We start from the raw sequence: 18,757 nt of genomic DNA, 5'->3' as shown, positions 1-18,757 counted from the left end.
GAAAAGAATTGCCGCTTAAGTCGAACTCACGTTAGATTAAGGTACGCATAAAGGCGGAAAAATCCTCAATGCTGATCCTGTCTGTGAAGAACTCATTGACCGCTTCCACGTCAAAGCAGTAAGTGCTGGGGCTACTGTTATTCACCACAGCGGGTTTTTGTCCTTGTTCTAACATAAAGGTATAAAAAATAAAAGTCCGTGGGTGGGTGCTGTTAGAACAAGGGCTTACGCAATTGTTTGTATAGCATTACTGCTATACGACACCTCCACGGATATATCGTAAATAATATGTATTTGCAATAAACAATTATTGCCCTATGTTCTAACGCTGCAAAGGTACAACAATTTTCTGAAATCGCAAGAAAATTCTCCAAAAAAGTAAAAACGTTTTCTTAGTAATTGGTTTTCAGGTAAATATAAATAGAGAAGAAGTTGGAAAATTCTCCAAAAAAAATCCCTATCCTTACGGGGATAGGGATTTGTGCTCAAGGGTTAGCGCTTACGAGTTTTCTTCGTAGTTGCTTTCTTCGCTTTCACAATACGTCCGTTCTCGTTGTAACGGAAACCTTTCTTGAGCCGTCCATTGGCTTTCAAGCCGACTTTCTTTGTTGCCATAAAATTAAATATTTAATTAAAATCTGTTGTTTATTAAAATTATTGTTGTAACTTTGCGCTATAAAATAGGTTGAATAAGGCAGTGGCTTATTCCTAAAACTAATACCGATATACGTTCTATTAGTTTCCTAATGAACAGAACGTTTCGGACGTTGGGTCAAGAGGGGTCAAAATAGACATCTTAGACATCTGTTATAAGGAAGTCGTTTTTTTAGAACGGCTTCCTTTTATTTTGTACATCGTGCATATAGATATTTTGTTTCCCTTCTTCTTACTCAAACGCACAGCTTCCATAACTACATAGATATCTTGTATTTTCTTCTTATATACAAAGGTGTCCTGTTTCAATCGGTTTTTTCCTTTATATGAAATCTCATCTGCATTCTCTAAAATGGAAGTAATCAATTCAAAGTCATCTAAGTTAATAGGTACTTGCCCTCGTGCTTGTTCTGTCTTCTCTGATCCGTGTTCTTTTATAATATGCCTGATAGCACTTGTATCCAAACAACGCTCAGCATTTTCAAGATCAATCCCTATTTCTTGCAAGAAAAAATCTGCTTGCACCTTTGAAACTTTGCCAATTACAATTTCTTTGTGTTGATTTAGTCTGTCAGACAAAGCAAATTCAACTAATTTTTGTATTTTATTCTTGTTCATACCTTATTCTTTTATAATTGTTTTACGTCTCTTGAAAGAAAATGTTGTACAGTATTGCGTACAGCGCTTTTCTTTGACATATTCTTTCCTTTTTTGGAATGAGAAGCACTTTCTTTTGTACTTTCTATAAAAATGTGTTCGTGAATTATAGGAAATCCTAACACATCTACACCTGTTCTATAAGAGATTATTTCTACTTTCATATTAGAATACTTCAAAATTTAGTTCTTCGCTTTCTGTAGGCTCGTAGTGAGCGGGTAGGGCGAGTACTTCGGGAGCCGTGGCGAGCATACGTTGTTCGTATATGCTATATTGTAGCTCGGTGGCAGGCCGCTTGTTGTAGCGGTTTTTGTCGGGATATACATAGTTCTCGCGGTAATCGGGAAAGGTCTCGGTAAAGAGAATAATATCGCCGTCATACTGGCTTTTGCTACCTCCTCGCATTTTGCCGTCTGCTGTTTGTTGAAAGATCACCAAAAACAGCTTGCCGTCATACTTCTTGCGCAAGTCCTTGTCAATCTCAAAATGAGGTGCCAGCTCACGCATTTTCTGAAAGGAATCAATTACGATCACTTCATTGGTGCGTATCATAGTGTCCAGCTCCGCCAAGGAACGCACGTCCTGTGCTGTGATATGCTCCAAGGCTGTATCGTTTAGGTACTGATAGGCTTTTTCCTCATACAGCACGCTTTCGGGGTGCTCCTCGATAGAGGCGTGTCCCACACGATAGCGTTGCGCCAGGGCATTCATAAACTGGAAGGCAAAGCGCGTTTTTCCGCTACCTTGTTTGCCAGTGAGGGTAATCACAAGGCTGTCCTTTGTCTTTTTCTCCAAGGCCCCAAGGAAAAGGCTCATTTGCTCGTCGGCCACTAAGAAACTTTCTCTTACTTCAGGACTTTTTGCCAACTGCTGGGCGAGGGTTTGTCTTGGAGCAGGCAAGGAGGTTACAGGAGCTTCAGGCGCATTGAGACCAAAATTTTCGTCTTTTTTCTTGCGGGATAAAGATTTTTTCGTACCTTTGCCCCCAGAAGAAACGCTGTCGCCACAGAACGATTGGGCACGACCCTCTCGTGGTGGGACGGCGTTTCTTTCTATTTCTTCAATCTTATGATCATAATAGATGACCCCATTTTCTCCTTCACGTAAGGTTAAGATAACTCCTACTTTCTCTTCATCAAGAATAGCAGTTGCTTTCATACGATATACACCAGCTATATTTTCTCTTCCTTTATACTCTTCCTCAAAGCCTATGAGGTGAGATTCTTTTAGCATTTTTTCAGCTTGTGTAATAAGTTTCAATTTATCATACGATATTTTACTGGATAGGCTGTGTTCTATCCCTGTACGATTGAAAACTACATATTTTTTTAGTTCTTTGTGATAAATTTTCTTTCCTCTTAGGTGCTCTAAAGCCCATTTAAGGAAAAACTTTTTAGCCTCTTTAAGTGTTTTAAACTTTTCGGTAGAGACTTCGGGGACGGCACCAAAAAGCCCTTGGGAGTAGTCTATGCCGGAAAGGCCTTTTTTCTTCTTTTCATAATAATTTTTCTTAACCTCTTCATCTTCAAGTAATTCAATACATTCGTCCATATTATCTCTAAAGAAGAAATACAGGTCAAAGAAATCTTCCTTTTCTAAGTTAAAAAGTTGGCTCACAAACTTGTTAATATCATACTGCGTACTGATCAGGCTAAAAGGAACCAGTTTTTTTGTTTTTCTCAATTTAGCTTCCTCTTGATCAAGCAGATAATTATGATATAAAAAGTTATATAACTGTCCTTTTACCTTATCAGGAAATTTAGACAGCCACGAGAGAATATTTTTCTTGTCAAATTTTCCTGCTTTGCTCTCTTTTATAGCCATCTTCATTTCTTGCATGTATAAATCAAGCCCCCTTTGTTCTCCTTCCTTGTCTTTTCCTTTTTTAGTCTCTACTTTAACCGCTTTCCCTTTCTCAAACTTCCATCCTTTTTTCAGACGGCCACATTCATTAAGCGCTTCCTTGAGGATACCTTCGTGGCGAGGGGCATTGAGACCTATATCCCCAAAAAGCCCTTGGAAATTATCCACACCTGATAAACCTTTTTCTTCCTTTCGGTTTTGAGTAAAATGCAATTGGATAGGAGCTATTCTTAATTGACTTATCACATCTGCATAATTACTACGATCTCCCATATATACAGGCGTTGTTAGTGCTATATTCCCATTATCTGTTTCTATATTTAAATTTTTGTTCTCTAAGTTATTGGTGTATAGCCTTATCTTTTTAGCCCCATTGCTTTGTAGAATTTGCAATATATTCAGCAAATCCTTAATTCTATAGTGTCCCTCTCCTACATTAGAGGTGATCTTAACTACATATACCATTTTCCAATCATAGATTTTTCTTATCACCTCAAGCCCTGATTTCAAATGCTGAACAAATGGCTCTATGGCTACCCAATCGGAAGTATATACAGGGTTTTCAGTTAATACAGGTTTATAATTGATGGAGCCTGGATATATATCCCTGTAATATTCTTCCTTTGAACAGCCTTCGATCTTGGTACATTTATAATTAGGATCATACAAAGCACCTGTTTTCAGTCCGTCATTCTTAGGACGATTTAAGAGGATTATATTATTAGCATCTGTGGCTACATAACAGTCTTTATCTATAAAAACACAAGTTAAAACCGGACGTAAATCATCTTTTTTTGCTACGATCGTTTTGAGGCTATCAATACCCGTAATTTTTGAAACGGAAGGCTTCAAGGGAAAGTCTTCTGTATTGATAAAGCCATGAGGTATTGTCAAAAGATTTTGTTTTTTCAAGTCCTTTAAAGTCTCCTTTAGAAAGTCAGCTCCTACAGCGCCTTGCTTGTCGGCAAACTTTTTATAAAAGGCTTGGTTTTCCTCGTCTTCAAACTTAAGAAAAACCTTAGTAGGCTCCTGCAATAGGGTGAAATTAGCCACGTTTTGGACATTTTCTTTCCTTGTTTTTACAGGCTTTGTCGCCTTAGTGGGGGCTTTTTCTACCTCCTTTTTAGACGAATCTTGGACATTTTCCTTTTTGTCATAGGCTTTTCTATCTTCCAAAAAATTAGAAAGTTTGTGTATCCCTGCAATATAGCCAAGGTCATAAGTCTTTTTTATACGTTCTACCCCTTTGTGGAATTTCTCCAATAGCTCATACCCGCGAGGTGTAAGCTCATAGGCACGCATTTTAGCAGAGGGATTCTGCAAACGTGTAAGGAGGGGGTGTTTTTTATATTGTAGCACGGCTTCTGTAGGCTTATTCCCTGGTGTATTCCAAAAGCGAAAGACTGTTTTTTCCTCTTCAAAAGCGTCTGTAAAATTGTAGAGAAAGTCCAAGACTTCGCTTTTAGGAATATCCGCATTTTCAGCGAGCAGTTGTGCTTGCAAATCATCAAAGGCTTCAAAATCTTTTACCTTGGGGCCTGATACTTCCTTAGTGGTTTCTTCCTTCTGTGGCGCTTTCTCCTTCTTTGGTTGGGCTTCCTTTTTAGGTTTTTCTACCAATGAAATAGCCTTGTCTCTATCTCCATCTTTTTTGTTTCTAAAATAGATAAAGTCTTTTCCTTCTGTATATTTTTTCTCAATATGTTTTTTAGCCTCTTCAAAAGGATAAAAGCCTATACCGAAAGTGTAATTTCTAAGACCCTCTTCCGTAGTTTCATAATATTTTCCTTCACTATTTTTCCAAAAACGTTCACTTAATTCTTCTATATTAGGATTTGTATAGGAGAACACTGCTATTACGCGGCTGTGGCGATCGTCTGTTATAACAACAAACTTATACTTTTTGTCTTTTTTAATCTCCTTCTGTGCTGCTTTCTCCTTCTTTGGTTTGGCTTCTTTTTTAGGCTTTTCCTCAACCTTTACCACGTTTCCCTTGACAAACTTCCAGCCCTTTCGTAGGCGACCACAATCGTCCAAGGCTTCACGGTAGTCGCCTGTATGCTGCACACCTGAAAGCCCCGCAGCGCTATCATATTGAGTAATGGTGATCTCAAAATGAGTAGCTTCGGGGCTGTTGTTAAGGGCTTGACTAAGGCGATAGATGATAGCTGTGTTGTTTTCTGCTTTGGCTTGGGTCAAGACTTGTTCTACTTCCTGGCGAGAGACTTCGCGGTTATTGAGGGCGTTAAAGGCTTCGAGGGCTGTCATAGTTGTTTTGTTTTCTTAGGGTTATTTTCCTTTTCTTGTCAATAGAAAGAAACCTCCTCCTACCACTAAGAGCATAAGGAGGATATTGGTAGGAGTAAAAAGGTCATTTTTAGGCTTTTCCTCCTCTTTAGGAGCTGGTTTGTTTTCCTTTTGGGTAGCCTTATCTTGCTGGGCGCTTGTATCAGTTTTGGGACTGCCTCCAGCTTGGGTATTGGTATTTCCTGCTGATTGGGAGCTGCTTCCTGCTGGAGTACTGTCCGTATTTGTAGGCACTACCGCAGGGGGCATAATCGGGTTGGGCTCCTGCTGTGTAGCGGGAGGTGTTTCAGGCTTCTTGTCTGGAATCAAAGCATTAGAGGAAGAGGTTTCCGGCTTTTTCTCCTTAGGTTTCACAGATCCTTCAGGTACATAAGGAGCAGGTTCCGGTTCCCAATTATCATATAGTTTGAGATATTTTTTTATTCTACGAATTAAATCGTCAAGTTTGACCTCCAAATTTCTATTCCAGCCAGCATCTATTAAGCCACTTCTTCTCTCTATTTTTTCAAGTTCTTTTTCATAAAAAGGAATCGCTAAAGAATAAGCCTGTAGAAGCCCTATACTAAGTTGATAAGGAGGTTGTTGTTTAAAACATAAATCAAGCGTTTTGTTTTCCTCTATTATTCGTTCGTACAATTCTGAATCACTCATATCTACTAATTTTGTTTTTCGTGTTTTACTGCTAAATAGACTTGGAATCCTGCCAAGAGGACTGCCATAGCCGAGAGGGCAAGGGCGATTTTGTCCTTGAGATGAAAGCCTTCGTTTAGACTTGCACTCTTTTGAGTTGTTTTTTTTGCCATAATTTGGGTTTATAGTATTGGTAAAGGCAATAACCTGCCCCTGCTAAGAGGACAAGTCCTAAGAGGCTGATTCGTTTTTTTTTTCAGGAACAGGCGTATAGGAGGTGCTACCCATAATCCTATAGGCTTCCTCGTAGGCACTGTAGGGAACAAGTTTTTGAGCCGCTGCTATCCCATTTTCCATCTCTGTTATTGCCCTTGCCAAAGAAATAAAGAATTTTTTGTCAAGTGTTTTGAATACCTCATTCTTTGGAATTCCCATTTGCTTGGCTACATAGTCTATATAGTTTCCCGTATGGTTTTCATGAGGAGGTGCCCAAACAGAGATGAGTTTTTCAAGGGTGTTTTTTCCTCTCAGTACCCATGTATAAGCATTTTTCATGAGTGCCCTAAGACCATATTCTAAACTCTCGAATTGTTCGAAGGCTTTATTCTTATCCGTATTCAAGGATTTTGGAATTTTCCCCTGCCAGGGGGTATCACTAATACGAATGTTGCCTGGGTTATTATTACGCAAACCACGTATAGTGGTAAGTCTTCTAAGATCCGTCATAGTATCAGTTTTAAAATTACTTTTTCTTTTTGCTATAGTGGCTGTAGAGTAGGTATCCTCCGGCGCCTAAAGCGACGGCTAAGCCTCCCCATAGGAGCCAATTGGTTTTATCCTCATCGGGGTCATTGGGCAATACGGGGCGCACCTGATCCGTGGGGGTACCTCCCTCGCTATTTCCGTTATTGCTGCCCCCTGCTTGGTTATTGCCTCCGCCCCCAGGCTTGGTAGGGAGGGAAGGTTGGGCGGGAGTGGAAGGCTTACTGGGAGCAGGTACTCGATCGTTATTCTTATTAGGATCTACATTCATAAGGGCAAAGGCCATCTCAAAAGAGCTTTCGGGAATCAAACTCAGATAGCGATCTCCTATCTCCATAGCCGAAACAATCTTTGCCATTTTGATATAAAACGTCTTGTCAAAGGTGGTAATTACCTTATTCTTGTCTATCTTAAAATAAGCAGCCAAAGCACGTTCGTAGGAGGCCACTCGCTTGGTGCTTACTGCCGGATAGTAGTTGTGTGCAAATTTGGACAAGGTATTGAACTTGTTATCTACCATCAGGACACGGATATGGCGCATAAGGGCACGCAAACCGTATTCTACCGAGATAAATTCCTCATACTTGGCGTTGCCTTCTCGTTGTGTTGTGGGAACTTTCCCCAGCCAATCGATCCCTTTATTGGGTAGGTTACCAGGGTTATTTTGCCAAATGGGAGTGCCTTTATATCCTTCTCTTCTAAAAGTTTTCATTTGAGGTTCAGTCATAGCTATAGGTTTTATGTTATGAAAATGATTGTTTGAGGGTGTAGATTTGTCCGAAAGCGTCTATATCTATTTCGAAAGAGAGTTTATTGAGTATATCGGTGTATTTTTTCCAATTCTTTTTATACTCACCCACCATATCCCATAGCTCTCCGGCCAAGGATAGCATACTAATTTCGATATATACTTTCTCAATGATAGCTGTACGCCCGGCACGGAGGTCTAATTGATAGAAGCCCGGCAGGGAAGCGTATCCAATGGGAGTACCTTTGAGATAGACCCGCATGACCTTGAGCTGTATGGATCCGTTGGTGTTGATATAAAAATCCTCGGCTGTAGGGTTAGTCAGGGCAAAGTCCAACAAAAGCCATATCTTGCTTTGCTCAATCTTAGCCCCCATATCTCGATACATATGAAAGGAGAAGATTACCTTTTCGAAAAGGCGTTTGGCTTGCGCTGTCTTGGCCTTGGTAATACCATAGATAGCGGCTCCTATAGCACAAAGGGCTGTTATGATGACAATCGTTTTCGTTTTCATAGTCTGATATTTGCTATTGATTTTTTATCTTTCTTATACTCCAAAAAAGGCCTAACAATATAGAAATCACCCCAAAAAAAGATAAAAATATGACGAATTTAGGAATATAAGGCTCTTTTACTATTTTTGTATGCTCCTTCTCTTGAGTATGGAACAAATCTTGTTCTTTATTTTTATAAACACTTAGCTGTTTGGATATATCTTGGTATATAACGAGCTTGTTTTTATCATTATCGTAATAAATACCTTGTGCTTGTTCTCCTTGTCGCTTATGGGTTTCTATAGTTTGTAATAGTTTGGTTACTTCTATTTGGCAAAGACTGTCACACTCCTTATTTGAAGTAGAAATAACCGGTACTTTTACAAAAATAGTATCATGCAAATCGTAATAATGTTCTATCAGTACGCTATCAATACGTACTAATTGGGTGTGATCATGTTCTTTATTTGTTTTTGTAACTGTTTTACAGCTAAAAGCCATGCAAACCAATAGTAAGGATAATATAAAAGTTTTCATTTGGATAATTCATTAACGCGTTCTTCTAATTTTTTTATTTTCTCCTTAAGTTTTTTATTCTCATTGAGAAGTTCCGTAATTTTTTCATTATAATCTTCAAGGAATTTGTTGTAGATGTTTTGGATTCGATCTATAACCTCGGCTTCAATAGCTTCTGTTTCTACTCTTCTTTTTTTTCGCTCAAAGAGTATTCCCAATAAGCCTCCTCCTACCAAGGTAGAAAGGAGTGTTAATATATTTTCTAACATCTTGTAATTATTTAGTTGATGATTAATCTTTTAAAAGAGACGTATCTCCGGTAAATCGGTACTTTATTTTAGTTGGAGCACTTTCCAGATCTCCACTGCTGGTGCCATCATAGACAATTCTCCATTCTCCTTGTGGTGCCATTCCTGCTATATCCATCACCAGAGTAGGACGAGAAAGACTCATGTAAGGATCTATAGTTGAGGTGTCATCCAATTCGGCTGTAGGCTTGTACTCTATTTTTTGTAGGTGTTTGTTTCCTCCCCAATCTTCTTCGAAACTGATACCTTTCTTATCTACTCTTACATAAACGGCTTTTAGTTTCATCTTTCCGGTACAGCCCTCTGGTAATTTTATTTCGACCTCTTTGTCGGTGCCATCTAAGGTTAGCTCTTTGATCACTACTTCAGAAAAAGGCTTAGGGGCAACAGGTGCATTAGTTGGTACAAACCAGGCTACAAAGCTAAAATGAGCCGATAGCTTTTGTTTGGGGGCTGGTGTTGGTGTGTTATTTTGACAATTGCACACCATTTTATGAGGAATACCTATCATCTTTGTTGTTTTATGAGTTGTGTTGTTCTATATAGCTACTTTTTTTATGTTTTTACTTTTTTGTTTGTTGTCTAATGAGTATAAAAACAATCCTACTAACAGCGAAACGCCTCCTACTAACAATACTTTTGAGGCTTTCAGGGTATCATTATAGCTTTTCTTCTTGGTGATAGTTGTTCTTGGATTGTAGTACTGCTTTATAGGGTTTTCCTTTTTGTTATGGGGGGTCACTACCACTTCACCAAGTTCTTCGGCCATCTCTTCCAAGACGATATTGAATCCGGCTGTATCTTTCTGTATGGGAGCAGATACCTTTGACTTCCTACCTACAAATGAAAAGACTAATTGGCTTCCAATGGGAACATTGAGCTTATAGTTTCCATCCTTATCGGTAGTGGTACCTTGGGAGGTACCTTTGATAAGAATATTGACCCCTAAAAGCGGCTCTTGATGTTCGTTGGTTACCCTTCCTGTAATGTATTTTTTTTCTGTTTCCATGCTTAAAATAGTTTAGGGTATTTGTCTTTAACCTGTTTGTACTGGTCAGCATCTAATTCCTCTTTGAACCATTCCTTGAGGGACATCATCTTCCCGAAGGAAGTTTTCATCCCCCATAGGTAATTCCAATAGGGCCGTTTGCCAAAGCGATCGTATACGATTTGCATTTTCTGCTCATCAAGATCGGCCATCACATCGTTAATGGCTTGAATATCTGTACCTGCATTTTTCATGGCATCGTGTAGCCGTTGGGCATAGTTGGACACCAAAGCCCTGTCATTGGCAAAGGCAACAATATTATCTCGGTAGGGGCCGGCTGGTAGGTTTTTATAATAGCGATCAAAGGCGCCTCCTGTTTCTCTTTCCATTTCCTTGACATACTCCTCTTCTTTTTTCTTGCTGAGTTTGGAGGAAAGCGCTACTATTGCCACCAAAGCTCCCACGCCACACAAGCCCCATAGTATGTATTCTTTTTTCATAGTCTTTGTTTTAAAAAAATCCACTTCCGACCTGGGCTCGCAAGGCTGCTAATTCACTTCCGGAGAACTGATCCACCAGCCATTGGCTCAAGTCCATATCGTTTTTGTTACCAAAGGAAAAGCTACTGGCAGGAGTACGCTTGCCAAAAGCATTGTAGATCGCCACATAGTTGTTGTATCCCATGCCTTTGAGGGCGTTGTATACATTGTTATAGTTAGCCCCTATGCCGTGCATAGCACGGAAAAGGATGTCTGCTTTACTCTTGGCAAGCCCTGCACTGATTGTGACTGGTTTTTGGTTGGGGTCATACTCCATTTTCCTAAATCGGTTTTTCCAATAGAGGTTATAGTATAAGGCGCCAGCGGTGGAAACAATCGCCACCCCAAAGAGGATCAGTCCTACATTGATGGCTGTCTTAGCCTTGCGCCCTGCGTATTCGACTACCTCGGGGTGCTTTTCTATGTATTTTCCTACAGCGCCCGCCGCTACCGAAGCTGCTACAGCGCCATTGAGGTTGGTTTGTTTCTTTCGTGGCATGGTTATACAAATTTTCTTAGGAGTTTCTCATTAGCTACAAACTTCTTTCGGAATTTCTCATTGGTGGCGATCTCGTGGAAGAGCGCCAAAGTCTTATCATCCAATCGGGCGATTGCTTGTAGCTTAGCCTGACGTGCTTGCGCGTCTATGGGGTTGGTACTGTTAATTTTTATTGTAATGTCCATATCTATTCAGTTTTTAGTTTTTAGTTTGCCGACTGACAAGTTCGCTAAGTTCCTTGTAAAATTCCTGATTTTCGAAGATCAGGTGTAGTACTTTGAGCATAAAAGCGTCCACGTCTTCGGAGGTTTGGGCAAAGGCTTGGAAAAGAGCTGTTTTGCCTTGAGGAATTTGGGGCACCTCTGCTTCGGCGCCTTGCAGGCCTGAGGTGCTGTTTCCCTTGAAAAGTCCCATGAGCATGGGAAGGTTTTGCACGATTCCCAGGAGCATTTCGTTATTCCCCTTGGCCTTGGCCTCGCTAAACCTATCGGCTAAGCGTTCTTCCTTGAGCGAGGCCATTTCTTGTTCTAATCTTTCGTTTTTCTCTTTCAGAAACTTGTTCTCTGTTTCCAGTCGTGCCTGATCGTGTGCCCGGACGTGCAAGTCCATGATCTGCGGAAAGCCTAAGCCTGGCATACCCATAAGGCCTGGCTGTATAGCAGCGGCAGGGGCTACAGGGGCTGCTATAGCAGTGGTAGCAGGGGCTACTGCTAAGGCCTGAGGAGTAGGCTCTTCTTCCTTGGGGCCGAGAGTGAAGGTCATCGGTGTGGAAAAGCTACGGGTGGTATTGCCAAACTTACGCCTTTCCTCTACTATGATCTGGCGGATCCCTTGGCTAAACAAGCCATTGAAAAAGGCCTCTACGCTACCATGCTGTTCGGCCATCCGTGCCGCGGATATGGAGCGTACCAAGGGCTGTCCGGTTTCCTTATTAATCACCGTGAGCAGGACACTGGGAGAGCTTTTGAATCTGTTAATAATATCAATGAGTTCTTGTTTCATCCTATGTTACATTTTTGCAAGGCACGATAGTCCAAGATAGCTTCCCCATGCCCATTTTCGAAGGCAATCTCAAAGTCTATATCGGTGGCCGTGCCATCGCCGTCAAACTGGTAATAATCTCCTTTCTCCAGTGTCCTTTCCCTGAAAAAAACCTTACTATCAGAGGCATTGTACAAGGCCAGTGAGGTGATTCCCTTCAGGAGAAAGGAGGTGTTGGAGAATACTTTTTGGGTAATCCATCGGGTTTTATGCATTTTCACAAGTATTAAAGCGGGTGTCTTCGTAGATCAGTATCAGTTGCCCTTTGAAATCCTTGCCTGCAATGGCTTCCTCGGCGATGATCTCCAAGGTATAGGTTTTTCCTTGGGTTTGGAAATCTACAGGCTTGCAACCGGTAAAATAGCAACTCTCGCGGGAGCGATAGTTGCTGATATGTTGCATTTTAGAAATGTAGGTACCATCATCGGCCTTGACTCCTACGTTGGCCACAAAGTCCTCTCCCATATTGTGATAGATCAAAAGGCCAATGACACGCCCAGCCACGGGGGTGAAAAATACGTTATTGCCTCGTTGTCCTACCGGAATGCTAATGTTATATACTTCTTCTTTGGTGTGCATGATTTTTTCTTTTTAAGGGTAAATACGAATTATCAAAAAAGCCCTGCCTTACAAGGGCAAGGCTTTGACATTGATAATATTAAGAGAAAAAATTAGTTCGTTAGGAACTCAAAGCCACGCAACTCGATACGTACGAATTGGGTTTGTGAGGCAGGAACGCTGGCCCCTTGGGGGAACTGCCAAGAGATGTTGATTTCTTTTTCAGGTACAATCACCGGAGCCGAAGCTATACTGCGGAAATTGTATCCTTCATTTATCCCATTGAGCTGACTTACAAGGTCAGAAATGGGAAGTAACAAGAGATCTTCATCTTGAGCGATTTTCAGCTCTGAATTGACGATAGCTCCATGCGCAATGCTTTTCCACGCAGCCTCGTGCAAATTGGTTGCGGTATCCTCGGTAAGGATACGAATACCATCGATGACGAAATAGCGGCCTTTGTTGAGCTTGTTGGCATCGAAGGAGGTTTCTCCTACGAGCTTTTTGGTGTTGCTATCGATGAGCAATACCACGGAGCTTTTCCCTTTTGCATCGAAGGTGATGTACTGGGTACGATCCATTACTTTGGCGTTGCGGGTATCTACCCCCATCGCGGTAAGAACGTGATTGGAACGTTCTAATTGAACTTGTCTGTTGTCCATTGTCTTGAATTTTTAAATTTAAAAATGAGTACTTCTTTTAGGGCTTACACATAGGTTTCCTTAGGAGTGAAACCGGTAAGCGGGTTGCGAGCTTGTTTCTCCTCTACGATTTCTTCGTAAGGAGTGTAGTAGCTATCCTCATAGACTGGGGAATAGTCGAACCATTCAGGCTCACCTAAGCCATTTCTTTCCTGGCATGGGCAGGCAAGGCCAAGGGCATTTTGTACGGTTTTGCCAGCTTTACCAGCCTCGGTGAACTCACGAGCCAAGGAGATTCCTTGTGCGCCAGCCATACCGATTAAGGCCCCACGTACCGCGGTGGCTGCCGTATCATTGCCATCCACACAAGCCAGTCCTACTAAGGCGGCTGCAAAAGCTCCTCCTTTGACCAGCTGGCGTTTGGTTCTATCTTTCTTTTCGTCCCCTGACTTCTTTTCAGTGAGGGTAGCCACGAGCAGATTGGAGGCCGCTGCTCCAGCCACTGCGGAACCTCCCATGACAAGGGCTCCTGTCAGATTCTCTGTTTTGGGTTTCTTAAAATTCATATCAAACCTTTTTAGTGTTAGAGGAGGCAAGGCAGAATCCAGCTACAAAAGCAAGGGCTACATGCCACCATTTTAATTTATTGTCTGTCGTCTGTTTCTCTGTTGAGGTGTCTGTTTCTCTTATGGGCACTTCCCGAATGTATATCAATTGGGGGGTGTCTCTGACCGCGGGTAGCTCTATCTTTTCTACCTGCTTTTGTGGGGTAGGGCGAGGCATACATGGGTGCATAGTTGTTTTGTTTTAGTTATATATCAGGTAATTTCTTGATCTTTACAGTGGAATACCTATCCACCCATGGGGCGATGTCCAAGTGATTGGTAGGATGTTTCTGTTCATAATAGCGTGTCTTCTCAACCAGGGCACTGAGTACCCGAGGATCACCGGAGGTAATTCCTATATCGCTCTGATCTATTTTGAAAATCGCGGCATTGGCCTTTTTCAAACCTTCTAAGTGCTTGAGTGCTTCTTGTAGCTCTGCTTCTGTGAAAGCAGGTACTTGTAGGATCTCTGTCTTTGGATACGCAAAACGATTCAAGCGTTCTTGGAAACTTCCCTGAGTGGTCAGCTGCTTATCTCGGCCAAAGTAATCACATACAGGTGACTGCTTATAACTGGTATTGACCTGTGGCGGCATATTCACTTCCCAACCATTCATGGCCAGCGGCTTGGCAAAGAAATTCCACAGCCTTGCTATGACACATTCTTCCGAAAGGGTATAGAAATCCTTCTTTGAGAAGAAATAGTATTTTTGAGCCGCTGTTGTGCGCTTGAGGGGCTGTCCTACGGCGAGTTGTTGTTCGTTTAGTACAAAGTAGAAGGCGAATATTTCTCCCAATCGTTCCTGACGTGTTTGGTAAGGGTTATCCGCTCCTACACCTGACTGGGTCAGGGCTTCGTCCTTTGTACTGCCTCGGTGATATACACATGTCTCCAATCTGGGAAAACGTACCGGAGTGGCGTTGTCCAATCTTATCTTCTTGGCAAACCTCATCGGGGCGATCATCAGCTTGTCATTCCCTGTAAAGGGTTTAGCTCCATAGAAATCTACAAATTCCGGACGGCTGCCATAGGCATAATGCCTGCCTTGTTGTATCTTCTGTAAGAAAGGGTAATAGAGTGCATACAAAAGGGCATGGCCTAAGCTACTACGCATATTGTCAAAATCGACAAATCCTCTGTTATAGGAGGTGCTTCCTCCTCGGTCAAAGAGCATGCCCCAGTAATAACCATTGAAAAAAGCAAAAGAACTGATTTGGTTAGCTACCTTTTTCAGTAGAATACCTTCGGCTAAGGGCTTGAAGGCATCGGCCTTGAGCATGGCTTGTTCTACAGCATTAGGTAGCTTTCCGCTCTGTTGTGCCTCTCGTGCGATGGCTTGCACGTCACCAAACTTTTGACATTGCAAGAAAAAAGCATTGTTATAAGAGTTCATTGCCGTATGTACGTTTTTGACCAACTGGCGCAAACGTGGGGCAAACTCATACTTGAGGTACTGGAAATCTCCTTGAAATTCTATGTTAATTGCCATTTTTTTTCTCTTTTTTAGTTATCATATATAGGCCTCCGGCAGCCACTAAGAGCCATATCCACCATAGGCTTTTCTTTTTGTCCCCTCCAGGAGTGCTGGGGGCAGGCTCGGGGGTAGCCTGTGGCTGTAGGGTAGGGGTGGAAGGCTTTGTCTCCTGGCTCTGCCCTTGATTTTGCCCCTGATTTGGTGGGGATGGCCTGGCAGGCTCTCTCCTCAAAGGATTGTAGGGGTGTTCATCTGTATAGCCATCAGGGGTGATCAGCCCGCTATTTTGTGTAAAATTGGACGACTGACCACTGGGGTCGGAAGGCGAAGGGAGCGAAGCGATTTTGCGAAAATCGAAATTGTCATCATAGTCATTCGGATTCAGTCCGAAAGCCTTAAAGGCTGTAAGCACCTTGGGCATATCTCGCGCCGAGAGCTGATGACAGTTGGGAGCTACCACGCCTTTCCCTGGTATGTTGAATTTGTTATGTCGTGCCTTGGCGGCTTTCAGTAGCTTGAGTAAGTCTTGAGCGGTGGCATTTTTATACTCACCCCTTTTGTCAATGAAATCACTCAATACTAAGCCCATATTCCTACATTGGTTATCCGCGTGCATAGGCTCGGTCACGCGGTGTATCTTGGGATCATAAGGTGCATTCCAACTATTGAAATAAACTGCCTTTTCATAGGCTTCCGCTTTTTTTAGCCATTGATCATATTCTCTTTTAGCTCTTTCATGGTGCATAAGGCTGCTGTTTCAAAGTTAAAAAAGATATCATCTCCAGTCTTGAATAGCCCTTTTTTATCATTGTCAAAAGCCTTTTCAAAAGCACTTGCTTTTGTCTCCGCACTGTTGAGAAAATCTACAAAAGGCACGGCCATTCCTATATATTCATCTTTTCTTTTTAGAATCAAAATAGGCAACTCTATAACAATATTTCTATCACCAAACCCTATAGGGCTTTGCGTAAGCTGTAATGTGTTCCAACGTTCATCAAAAACGCTATCAGATAGATTAACCGTAGCACTTGACCAGCTAATGTTATACACACGTTTATAACTTTCTATCTTTCCACGAAATCCTTCTTTTAAGGTTTTAGCAATACGAGAGAGTTCCCTTGTGGTTGCTTCACTTTCACTGGATTTCCAATCACTGTTCTTTATTTTTTCAAAAATATGGTCATAGATACATAGATTAAAATAAATATCATTGAGCAATCCTTGAATAAGTTCGTCATTGATACAGGTTACTGCTTCTATATCTTTGAGCCCTCCTGAATACATTATCCTTCCTTCTTTGTCCTTTCCAACCTCTTTCCCGACTATGGCTTCTTCGTAATATTTGCTCATTACATTATAAGCATCTTTACCTCTTTTAGCATCCCAGGCCGATTTTTCCTTAAATACTTCAAACTCATTAAGTATAGCTATGACCGCAGCAACAGCTGTCAGAGCCCAACCTATGGGATTCCATATATTGGCAGAGGCTCCAAATTTTATGAGTGCAAAAGCTAATCCAGAGAGCGTTTTATGTAGATCCTCCGCATTTTTGGCGTATTTCTCCATATTGCTTTTGTACTCGTGGTAGTACATGTTGATAGCTTCGTCATAATGTATATCCACTAAGTCAGCTTGTCCAGGTGCTCCATGAAGTCCTTCACCTTTGGGATCTACAGGCATTAGATAACTTCCCCTCATCGTACTACTTTTTTTTGTTCATCATTAGGACAACTACCAATAGACCTACTACTGCAACCCCACCTATGACATAGATCATTATATTGTCCTTGGGCTGTCCTTGAGGTGCATTCCCTTGTGGGACAAAATGGTTATTCGTATATCCTTGGTTGGTGTTTTGATTGTCATATCCTTGATCTTTGTTTTGCCTTTCTAATTGTCTTCTTCTCTCGTCATTCTCAAGACGAAGTCTTTCGGCTTCTTGTCGCTTTAGCGCTGCCTCTGCCTGATTACGCTCTATATCACTGCTATAGTCTCTTGCTGGAGGATTGGTAGGATCAGGATTCTTACGTGTCAAATCGTCATAAATACCTTTTCCTGCTTTGAGAACGTTTCCTACATCTCCTGCGGCTTTTCCAATCGTATCTGTTGTTTTATGGAATTTACCCTCTTCATAGCTTTTTCCAGATCCTATACCTCGTAATCCCTTCGCGGTAGTGAATCCATATAGCGCATTCTGTGCGCCGTTAAGTCCTATATGTTTCATAGCTGTTACTATTTCGTCTGCTTTTTCAGAATATAAGGCTTCTTTTGTAGTGGGTACCGTGCCATCTATTACATAGTAGCCTTTGCGCAAATCGTTGTCCTTTTGAGAAATAGGCACAATCAGATATACATGAGTATATTGGTCGGGGTAGGAGCTGTAAGGCTGCTTGATCTGCCGTACATAGCTGTTATATCCCAAAGCCTTGATAATAGAGCCTGCCAATATGGTATAGCTCTTGCAGTCAATCCCTATAAAGCGTTGTGCCCAGGAGCAAGCAGGGGAGCGTAATTGCTGTACCTCACTATCGGCCTTGTATTGGAAATGGTGATAGAGAAACTGATGTATATTCTTACACGTAGCCTGCAAGGTGTTCCCCTTGAGTAGTTTTGCTATTTTTTGGCACTGGGTGTAATAGGTGTCAATAGCTATTACAATCTGTTCCACTGAAAAGAACGTATCGCCATCCCCCAAATTAGTACGCTTACAGGCCGCTTTCGGGAATATATCCGAAGGATAGTCAGAGCGAACTTCACGATAAAGTGCATTGTTAAGGGATACGTACATAAATGATTTTGGTGTTACCTAATTTGTGAGCCACAAAGGTAAAACAGCCCTCAAGGAAAAAGGCAGGATTGGGCACTTTCGGGCAGGATTGGGAAGTCTTGGGCAGTTTTCGTGTTAATATATTGTTAGCGCGCTAAGGAAAAGATACAAAAAAACCTCCCCCGCGTGTGTCTTTCGGAGGAGGTAAAAATGGATTAAAAAAACTGCCTAAAATTTATATATTTCTATACCAAAAGGTATAGATGAGCCAGCCAAAGAGATAATAACGAGTTTCAGTATATCGCAGCTCTCCAGCAGTGTCTAAGTGATAGTATTTTACTGTCTTCATAGCTTAGTCTTTCTTAGGGTTTAACATTGCTTCCAAAACAGCCTTATCAGCCGAGACTTTTCCACTTAGGTAAAGGGCGATCATATTTAGATCTGTAGTTGTGGAAAACAGTGGCATATTCATCCTATACACAACACCTTTCTTGATCTTCTTTCCTTGAATATAGAATAACTCATCGACTATATTAAAACGGGTTCCCGCTTTTATCTTTCCTTTTTTACTGATTTTCATAGCTTACCATTTAAAATACAACACTCTAAATCTTTCCTACAATAGAATACGAGATTTTCAGGAATAAGATACTCTTCCCAATCAAATCTGTATTTTACTTCATATCTTGTAGGACCTTCAAATTC

At 41.5% G+C, this 18,757-nt stretch carries 28 protein-coding genes; all 28 read right to left on the bottom strand.

The window, feature by feature from the left end:
* Window positions 1–31 precede the first annotated feature (31 nt).
* The 28 genes from HMPREF1551_RS13760 to HMPREF1551_RS12155 all read right to left on the bottom strand — a co-directional run bounded on the left by HMPREF1551_RS13760 (window position 32) and on the right by HMPREF1551_RS12155 (window position 18,632).
* Entirely contained in the window at window positions 32–175 is a 144-nt protein-coding gene (locus tag HMPREF1551_RS13760) for a hypothetical protein (RefSeq protein WP_021629490.1), read from the bottom strand.
* Window positions 176–492: 317 nt separating this feature from the next.
* Window positions 493–615, bottom strand: coding sequence for a hypothetical protein (locus tag HMPREF1551_RS14390; protein WP_021629489.1), 123 nt, complete (start codon window positions 613–615; stop codon window positions 493–495).
* Window positions 616–807: 192 nt separating this feature from the next.
* Complete coding sequence (locus HMPREF1551_RS12275; RefSeq protein WP_021629488.1) at window positions 808–1,272, bottom strand: hypothetical protein; 465 nt, start codon at window positions 1,270–1,272, stop codon at window positions 808–810.
* 11 nt (window positions 1,273–1,283) lie between these two features.
* Window positions 1,284–1,475 carry a hypothetical protein gene (locus HMPREF1551_RS12270; protein WP_021629487.1) on the bottom strand — a complete coding sequence of 64 codons (192 nt, stop codon included), beginning with the start codon at window positions 1,473–1,475 and terminating at the stop codon, window positions 1,284–1,286.
* 1 nt (window position 1,476) lies between these two features.
* Complete coding sequence (locus HMPREF1551_RS12265) at window positions 1,477–5,442, bottom strand: hypothetical protein (RefSeq protein WP_021629486.1); 3,966 nt, start codon at window positions 5,440–5,442, stop codon at window positions 1,477–1,479.
* A 21-nt stretch (window positions 5,443–5,463) separates the two neighbouring features.
* Window positions 5,464–6,132, bottom strand: coding sequence for a hypothetical protein (locus tag HMPREF1551_RS12260; protein ID WP_021629485.1), 669 nt, complete (start codon window positions 6,130–6,132; stop codon window positions 5,464–5,466).
* 5 nt (window positions 6,133–6,137) lie between these two features.
* On the bottom strand, window positions 6,138–6,284 hold the full coding sequence (locus tag HMPREF1551_RS13755; protein ID WP_021629484.1) for a hypothetical protein: 147 nt from the start codon (window positions 6,282–6,284) through the stop codon (window positions 6,138–6,140).
* A 58-nt stretch (window positions 6,285–6,342) separates the two neighbouring features.
* The gene (locus HMPREF1551_RS12255; RefSeq protein ID WP_021629483.1) at window positions 6,343–6,837 is read right to left on the bottom strand and encodes a hypothetical protein; all 495 of its coding nucleotides are present in this window, start codon (window positions 6,835–6,837) and stop codon (window positions 6,343–6,345) included.
* A 16-nt stretch (window positions 6,838–6,853) separates the two neighbouring features.
* Complete coding sequence (locus HMPREF1551_RS12250; protein ID WP_021629482.1) at window positions 6,854–7,600, bottom strand: hypothetical protein; 747 nt, start codon at window positions 7,598–7,600, stop codon at window positions 6,854–6,856.
* Window positions 7,601–7,616: 16 nt separating this feature from the next.
* Window positions 7,617–8,135: a hypothetical protein gene (locus HMPREF1551_RS12245; RefSeq protein WP_021629481.1), complete on the bottom strand. Its 519-nt coding sequence runs from the start codon at window positions 8,133–8,135 to the stop codon at window positions 7,617–7,619.
* A gap of 13 nt (window positions 8,136–8,148) precedes the next feature.
* Window positions 8,149–8,652, bottom strand: coding sequence for a hypothetical protein (locus HMPREF1551_RS12240; protein WP_021629480.1), 504 nt, complete (start codon window positions 8,650–8,652; stop codon window positions 8,149–8,151).
* Window positions 8,649–8,900: a hypothetical protein gene (locus tag HMPREF1551_RS12235; RefSeq protein ID WP_021629479.1), complete on the bottom strand. Its 252-nt coding sequence runs from the start codon at window positions 8,898–8,900 to the stop codon at window positions 8,649–8,651. Before HMPREF1551_RS12235 ends, HMPREF1551_RS12240 begins: the two co-directional genes overlap by 4 nt.
* 22 nt (window positions 8,901–8,922) lie before the next feature.
* Window positions 8,923–9,450: a hypothetical protein gene (locus HMPREF1551_RS12230; protein ID WP_021629478.1), complete on the bottom strand. Its 528-nt coding sequence runs from the start codon at window positions 9,448–9,450 to the stop codon at window positions 8,923–8,925.
* A gap of 27 nt (window positions 9,451–9,477) precedes the next feature.
* Window positions 9,478–9,948 carry a carboxypeptidase-like regulatory domain-containing protein gene (locus HMPREF1551_RS12225; RefSeq protein WP_021629477.1) on the bottom strand — a complete coding sequence of 157 codons (471 nt, stop codon included), beginning with the start codon at window positions 9,946–9,948 and terminating at the stop codon, window positions 9,478–9,480.
* Window positions 9,949–9,950: 2 nt separating this feature from the next.
* Entirely contained in the window at window positions 9,951–10,427 is a 477-nt protein-coding gene (locus tag HMPREF1551_RS12220) for a hypothetical protein (protein WP_155851630.1), read from the bottom strand.
* A gap of 10 nt (window positions 10,428–10,437) precedes the next feature.
* Window positions 10,438–10,965: a hypothetical protein gene (locus tag HMPREF1551_RS12215; RefSeq protein ID WP_021629475.1), complete on the bottom strand. Its 528-nt coding sequence runs from the start codon at window positions 10,963–10,965 to the stop codon at window positions 10,438–10,440.
* Between the two features lie 2 nt (window positions 10,966–10,967).
* Window positions 10,968–11,150 carry a hypothetical protein gene (locus HMPREF1551_RS12210; RefSeq protein ID WP_021629474.1) on the bottom strand — a complete coding sequence of 61 codons (183 nt, stop codon included), beginning with the start codon at window positions 11,148–11,150 and terminating at the stop codon, window positions 10,968–10,970.
* A gap of 13 nt (window positions 11,151–11,163) precedes the next feature.
* Window positions 11,164–11,967 (bottom strand): hypothetical protein, encoded by an 804-nt coding sequence (locus HMPREF1551_RS12205; RefSeq protein ID WP_021629473.1) that lies wholly within the window; start codon window positions 11,965–11,967, stop codon window positions 11,164–11,166.
* Window positions 11,964–12,221 carry a hypothetical protein gene (locus HMPREF1551_RS12200; protein WP_034544711.1) on the bottom strand — a complete coding sequence of 86 codons (258 nt, stop codon included), beginning with the start codon at window positions 12,219–12,221 and terminating at the stop codon, window positions 11,964–11,966. Before HMPREF1551_RS12200 ends, HMPREF1551_RS12205 begins: the two co-directional genes overlap by 4 nt.
* Complete coding sequence (locus HMPREF1551_RS12195; RefSeq protein WP_034544710.1) at window positions 12,214–12,585, bottom strand: hypothetical protein; 372 nt, start codon at window positions 12,583–12,585, stop codon at window positions 12,214–12,216. Before HMPREF1551_RS12195 ends, HMPREF1551_RS12200 begins: the two co-directional genes overlap by 8 nt.
* A gap of 92 nt (window positions 12,586–12,677) precedes the next feature.
* Window positions 12,678–13,226: a hypothetical protein gene (locus HMPREF1551_RS12190; RefSeq protein ID WP_021629470.1), complete on the bottom strand. Its 549-nt coding sequence runs from the start codon at window positions 13,224–13,226 to the stop codon at window positions 12,678–12,680.
* A gap of 44 nt (window positions 13,227–13,270) precedes the next feature.
* On the bottom strand, window positions 13,271–13,771 hold the full coding sequence (locus HMPREF1551_RS12185) for a hypothetical protein (protein ID WP_021629469.1): 501 nt from the start codon (window positions 13,769–13,771) through the stop codon (window positions 13,271–13,273).
* 1 nt (window position 13,772) lies between these two features.
* Window positions 13,773–14,000: a hypothetical protein gene (locus HMPREF1551_RS12180; protein ID WP_034544708.1), complete on the bottom strand. Its 228-nt coding sequence runs from the start codon at window positions 13,998–14,000 to the stop codon at window positions 13,773–13,775.
* 16 nt (window positions 14,001–14,016) lie between these two features.
* On the bottom strand, window positions 14,017–15,300 hold the full coding sequence (locus tag HMPREF1551_RS12175; protein WP_021629467.1) for a hypothetical protein: 1,284 nt from the start codon (window positions 15,298–15,300) through the stop codon (window positions 14,017–14,019).
* Window positions 15,290–16,030 carry a hypothetical protein gene (locus HMPREF1551_RS12170; RefSeq protein ID WP_155851629.1) on the bottom strand — a complete coding sequence of 247 codons (741 nt, stop codon included), beginning with the start codon at window positions 16,028–16,030 and terminating at the stop codon, window positions 15,290–15,292. The genes HMPREF1551_RS12175 and HMPREF1551_RS12170 overlap by 11 nt, the downstream gene beginning before the upstream one ends.
* Window positions 15,988–16,983, bottom strand: a complete 996-nt coding sequence (locus tag HMPREF1551_RS12165; protein WP_021629465.1) for a hypothetical protein — start codon at window positions 16,981–16,983, stop codon at window positions 15,988–15,990. The genes HMPREF1551_RS12170 and HMPREF1551_RS12165 overlap by 43 nt, the downstream gene beginning before the upstream one ends.
* A 4-nt stretch (window positions 16,984–16,987) precedes the next feature.
* A complete protein-coding gene (locus HMPREF1551_RS12160) occupies window positions 16,988–18,073 on the bottom strand; it encodes a hypothetical protein (RefSeq protein ID WP_021629464.1) in 1,086 nt (361 codons plus the stop codon).
* Between the two features lie 331 nt (window positions 18,074–18,404).
* Complete coding sequence (locus tag HMPREF1551_RS12155; RefSeq protein WP_021629463.1) at window positions 18,405–18,632, bottom strand: hypothetical protein; 228 nt, start codon at window positions 18,630–18,632, stop codon at window positions 18,405–18,407.
* Window positions 18,633–18,757 lie beyond the last annotated feature (125 nt).

Origin of the sequence: Capnocytophaga sp. oral taxon 863 str. F0517, from assembly GCF_000466425.1 — a bacterium.
Taxonomy (GTDB): domain Bacteria; phylum Bacteroidota; class Bacteroidia; order Flavobacteriales; family Flavobacteriaceae; genus Capnocytophaga.
This window is presented reverse-complemented; position numbering and strand designations above follow the sequence as displayed.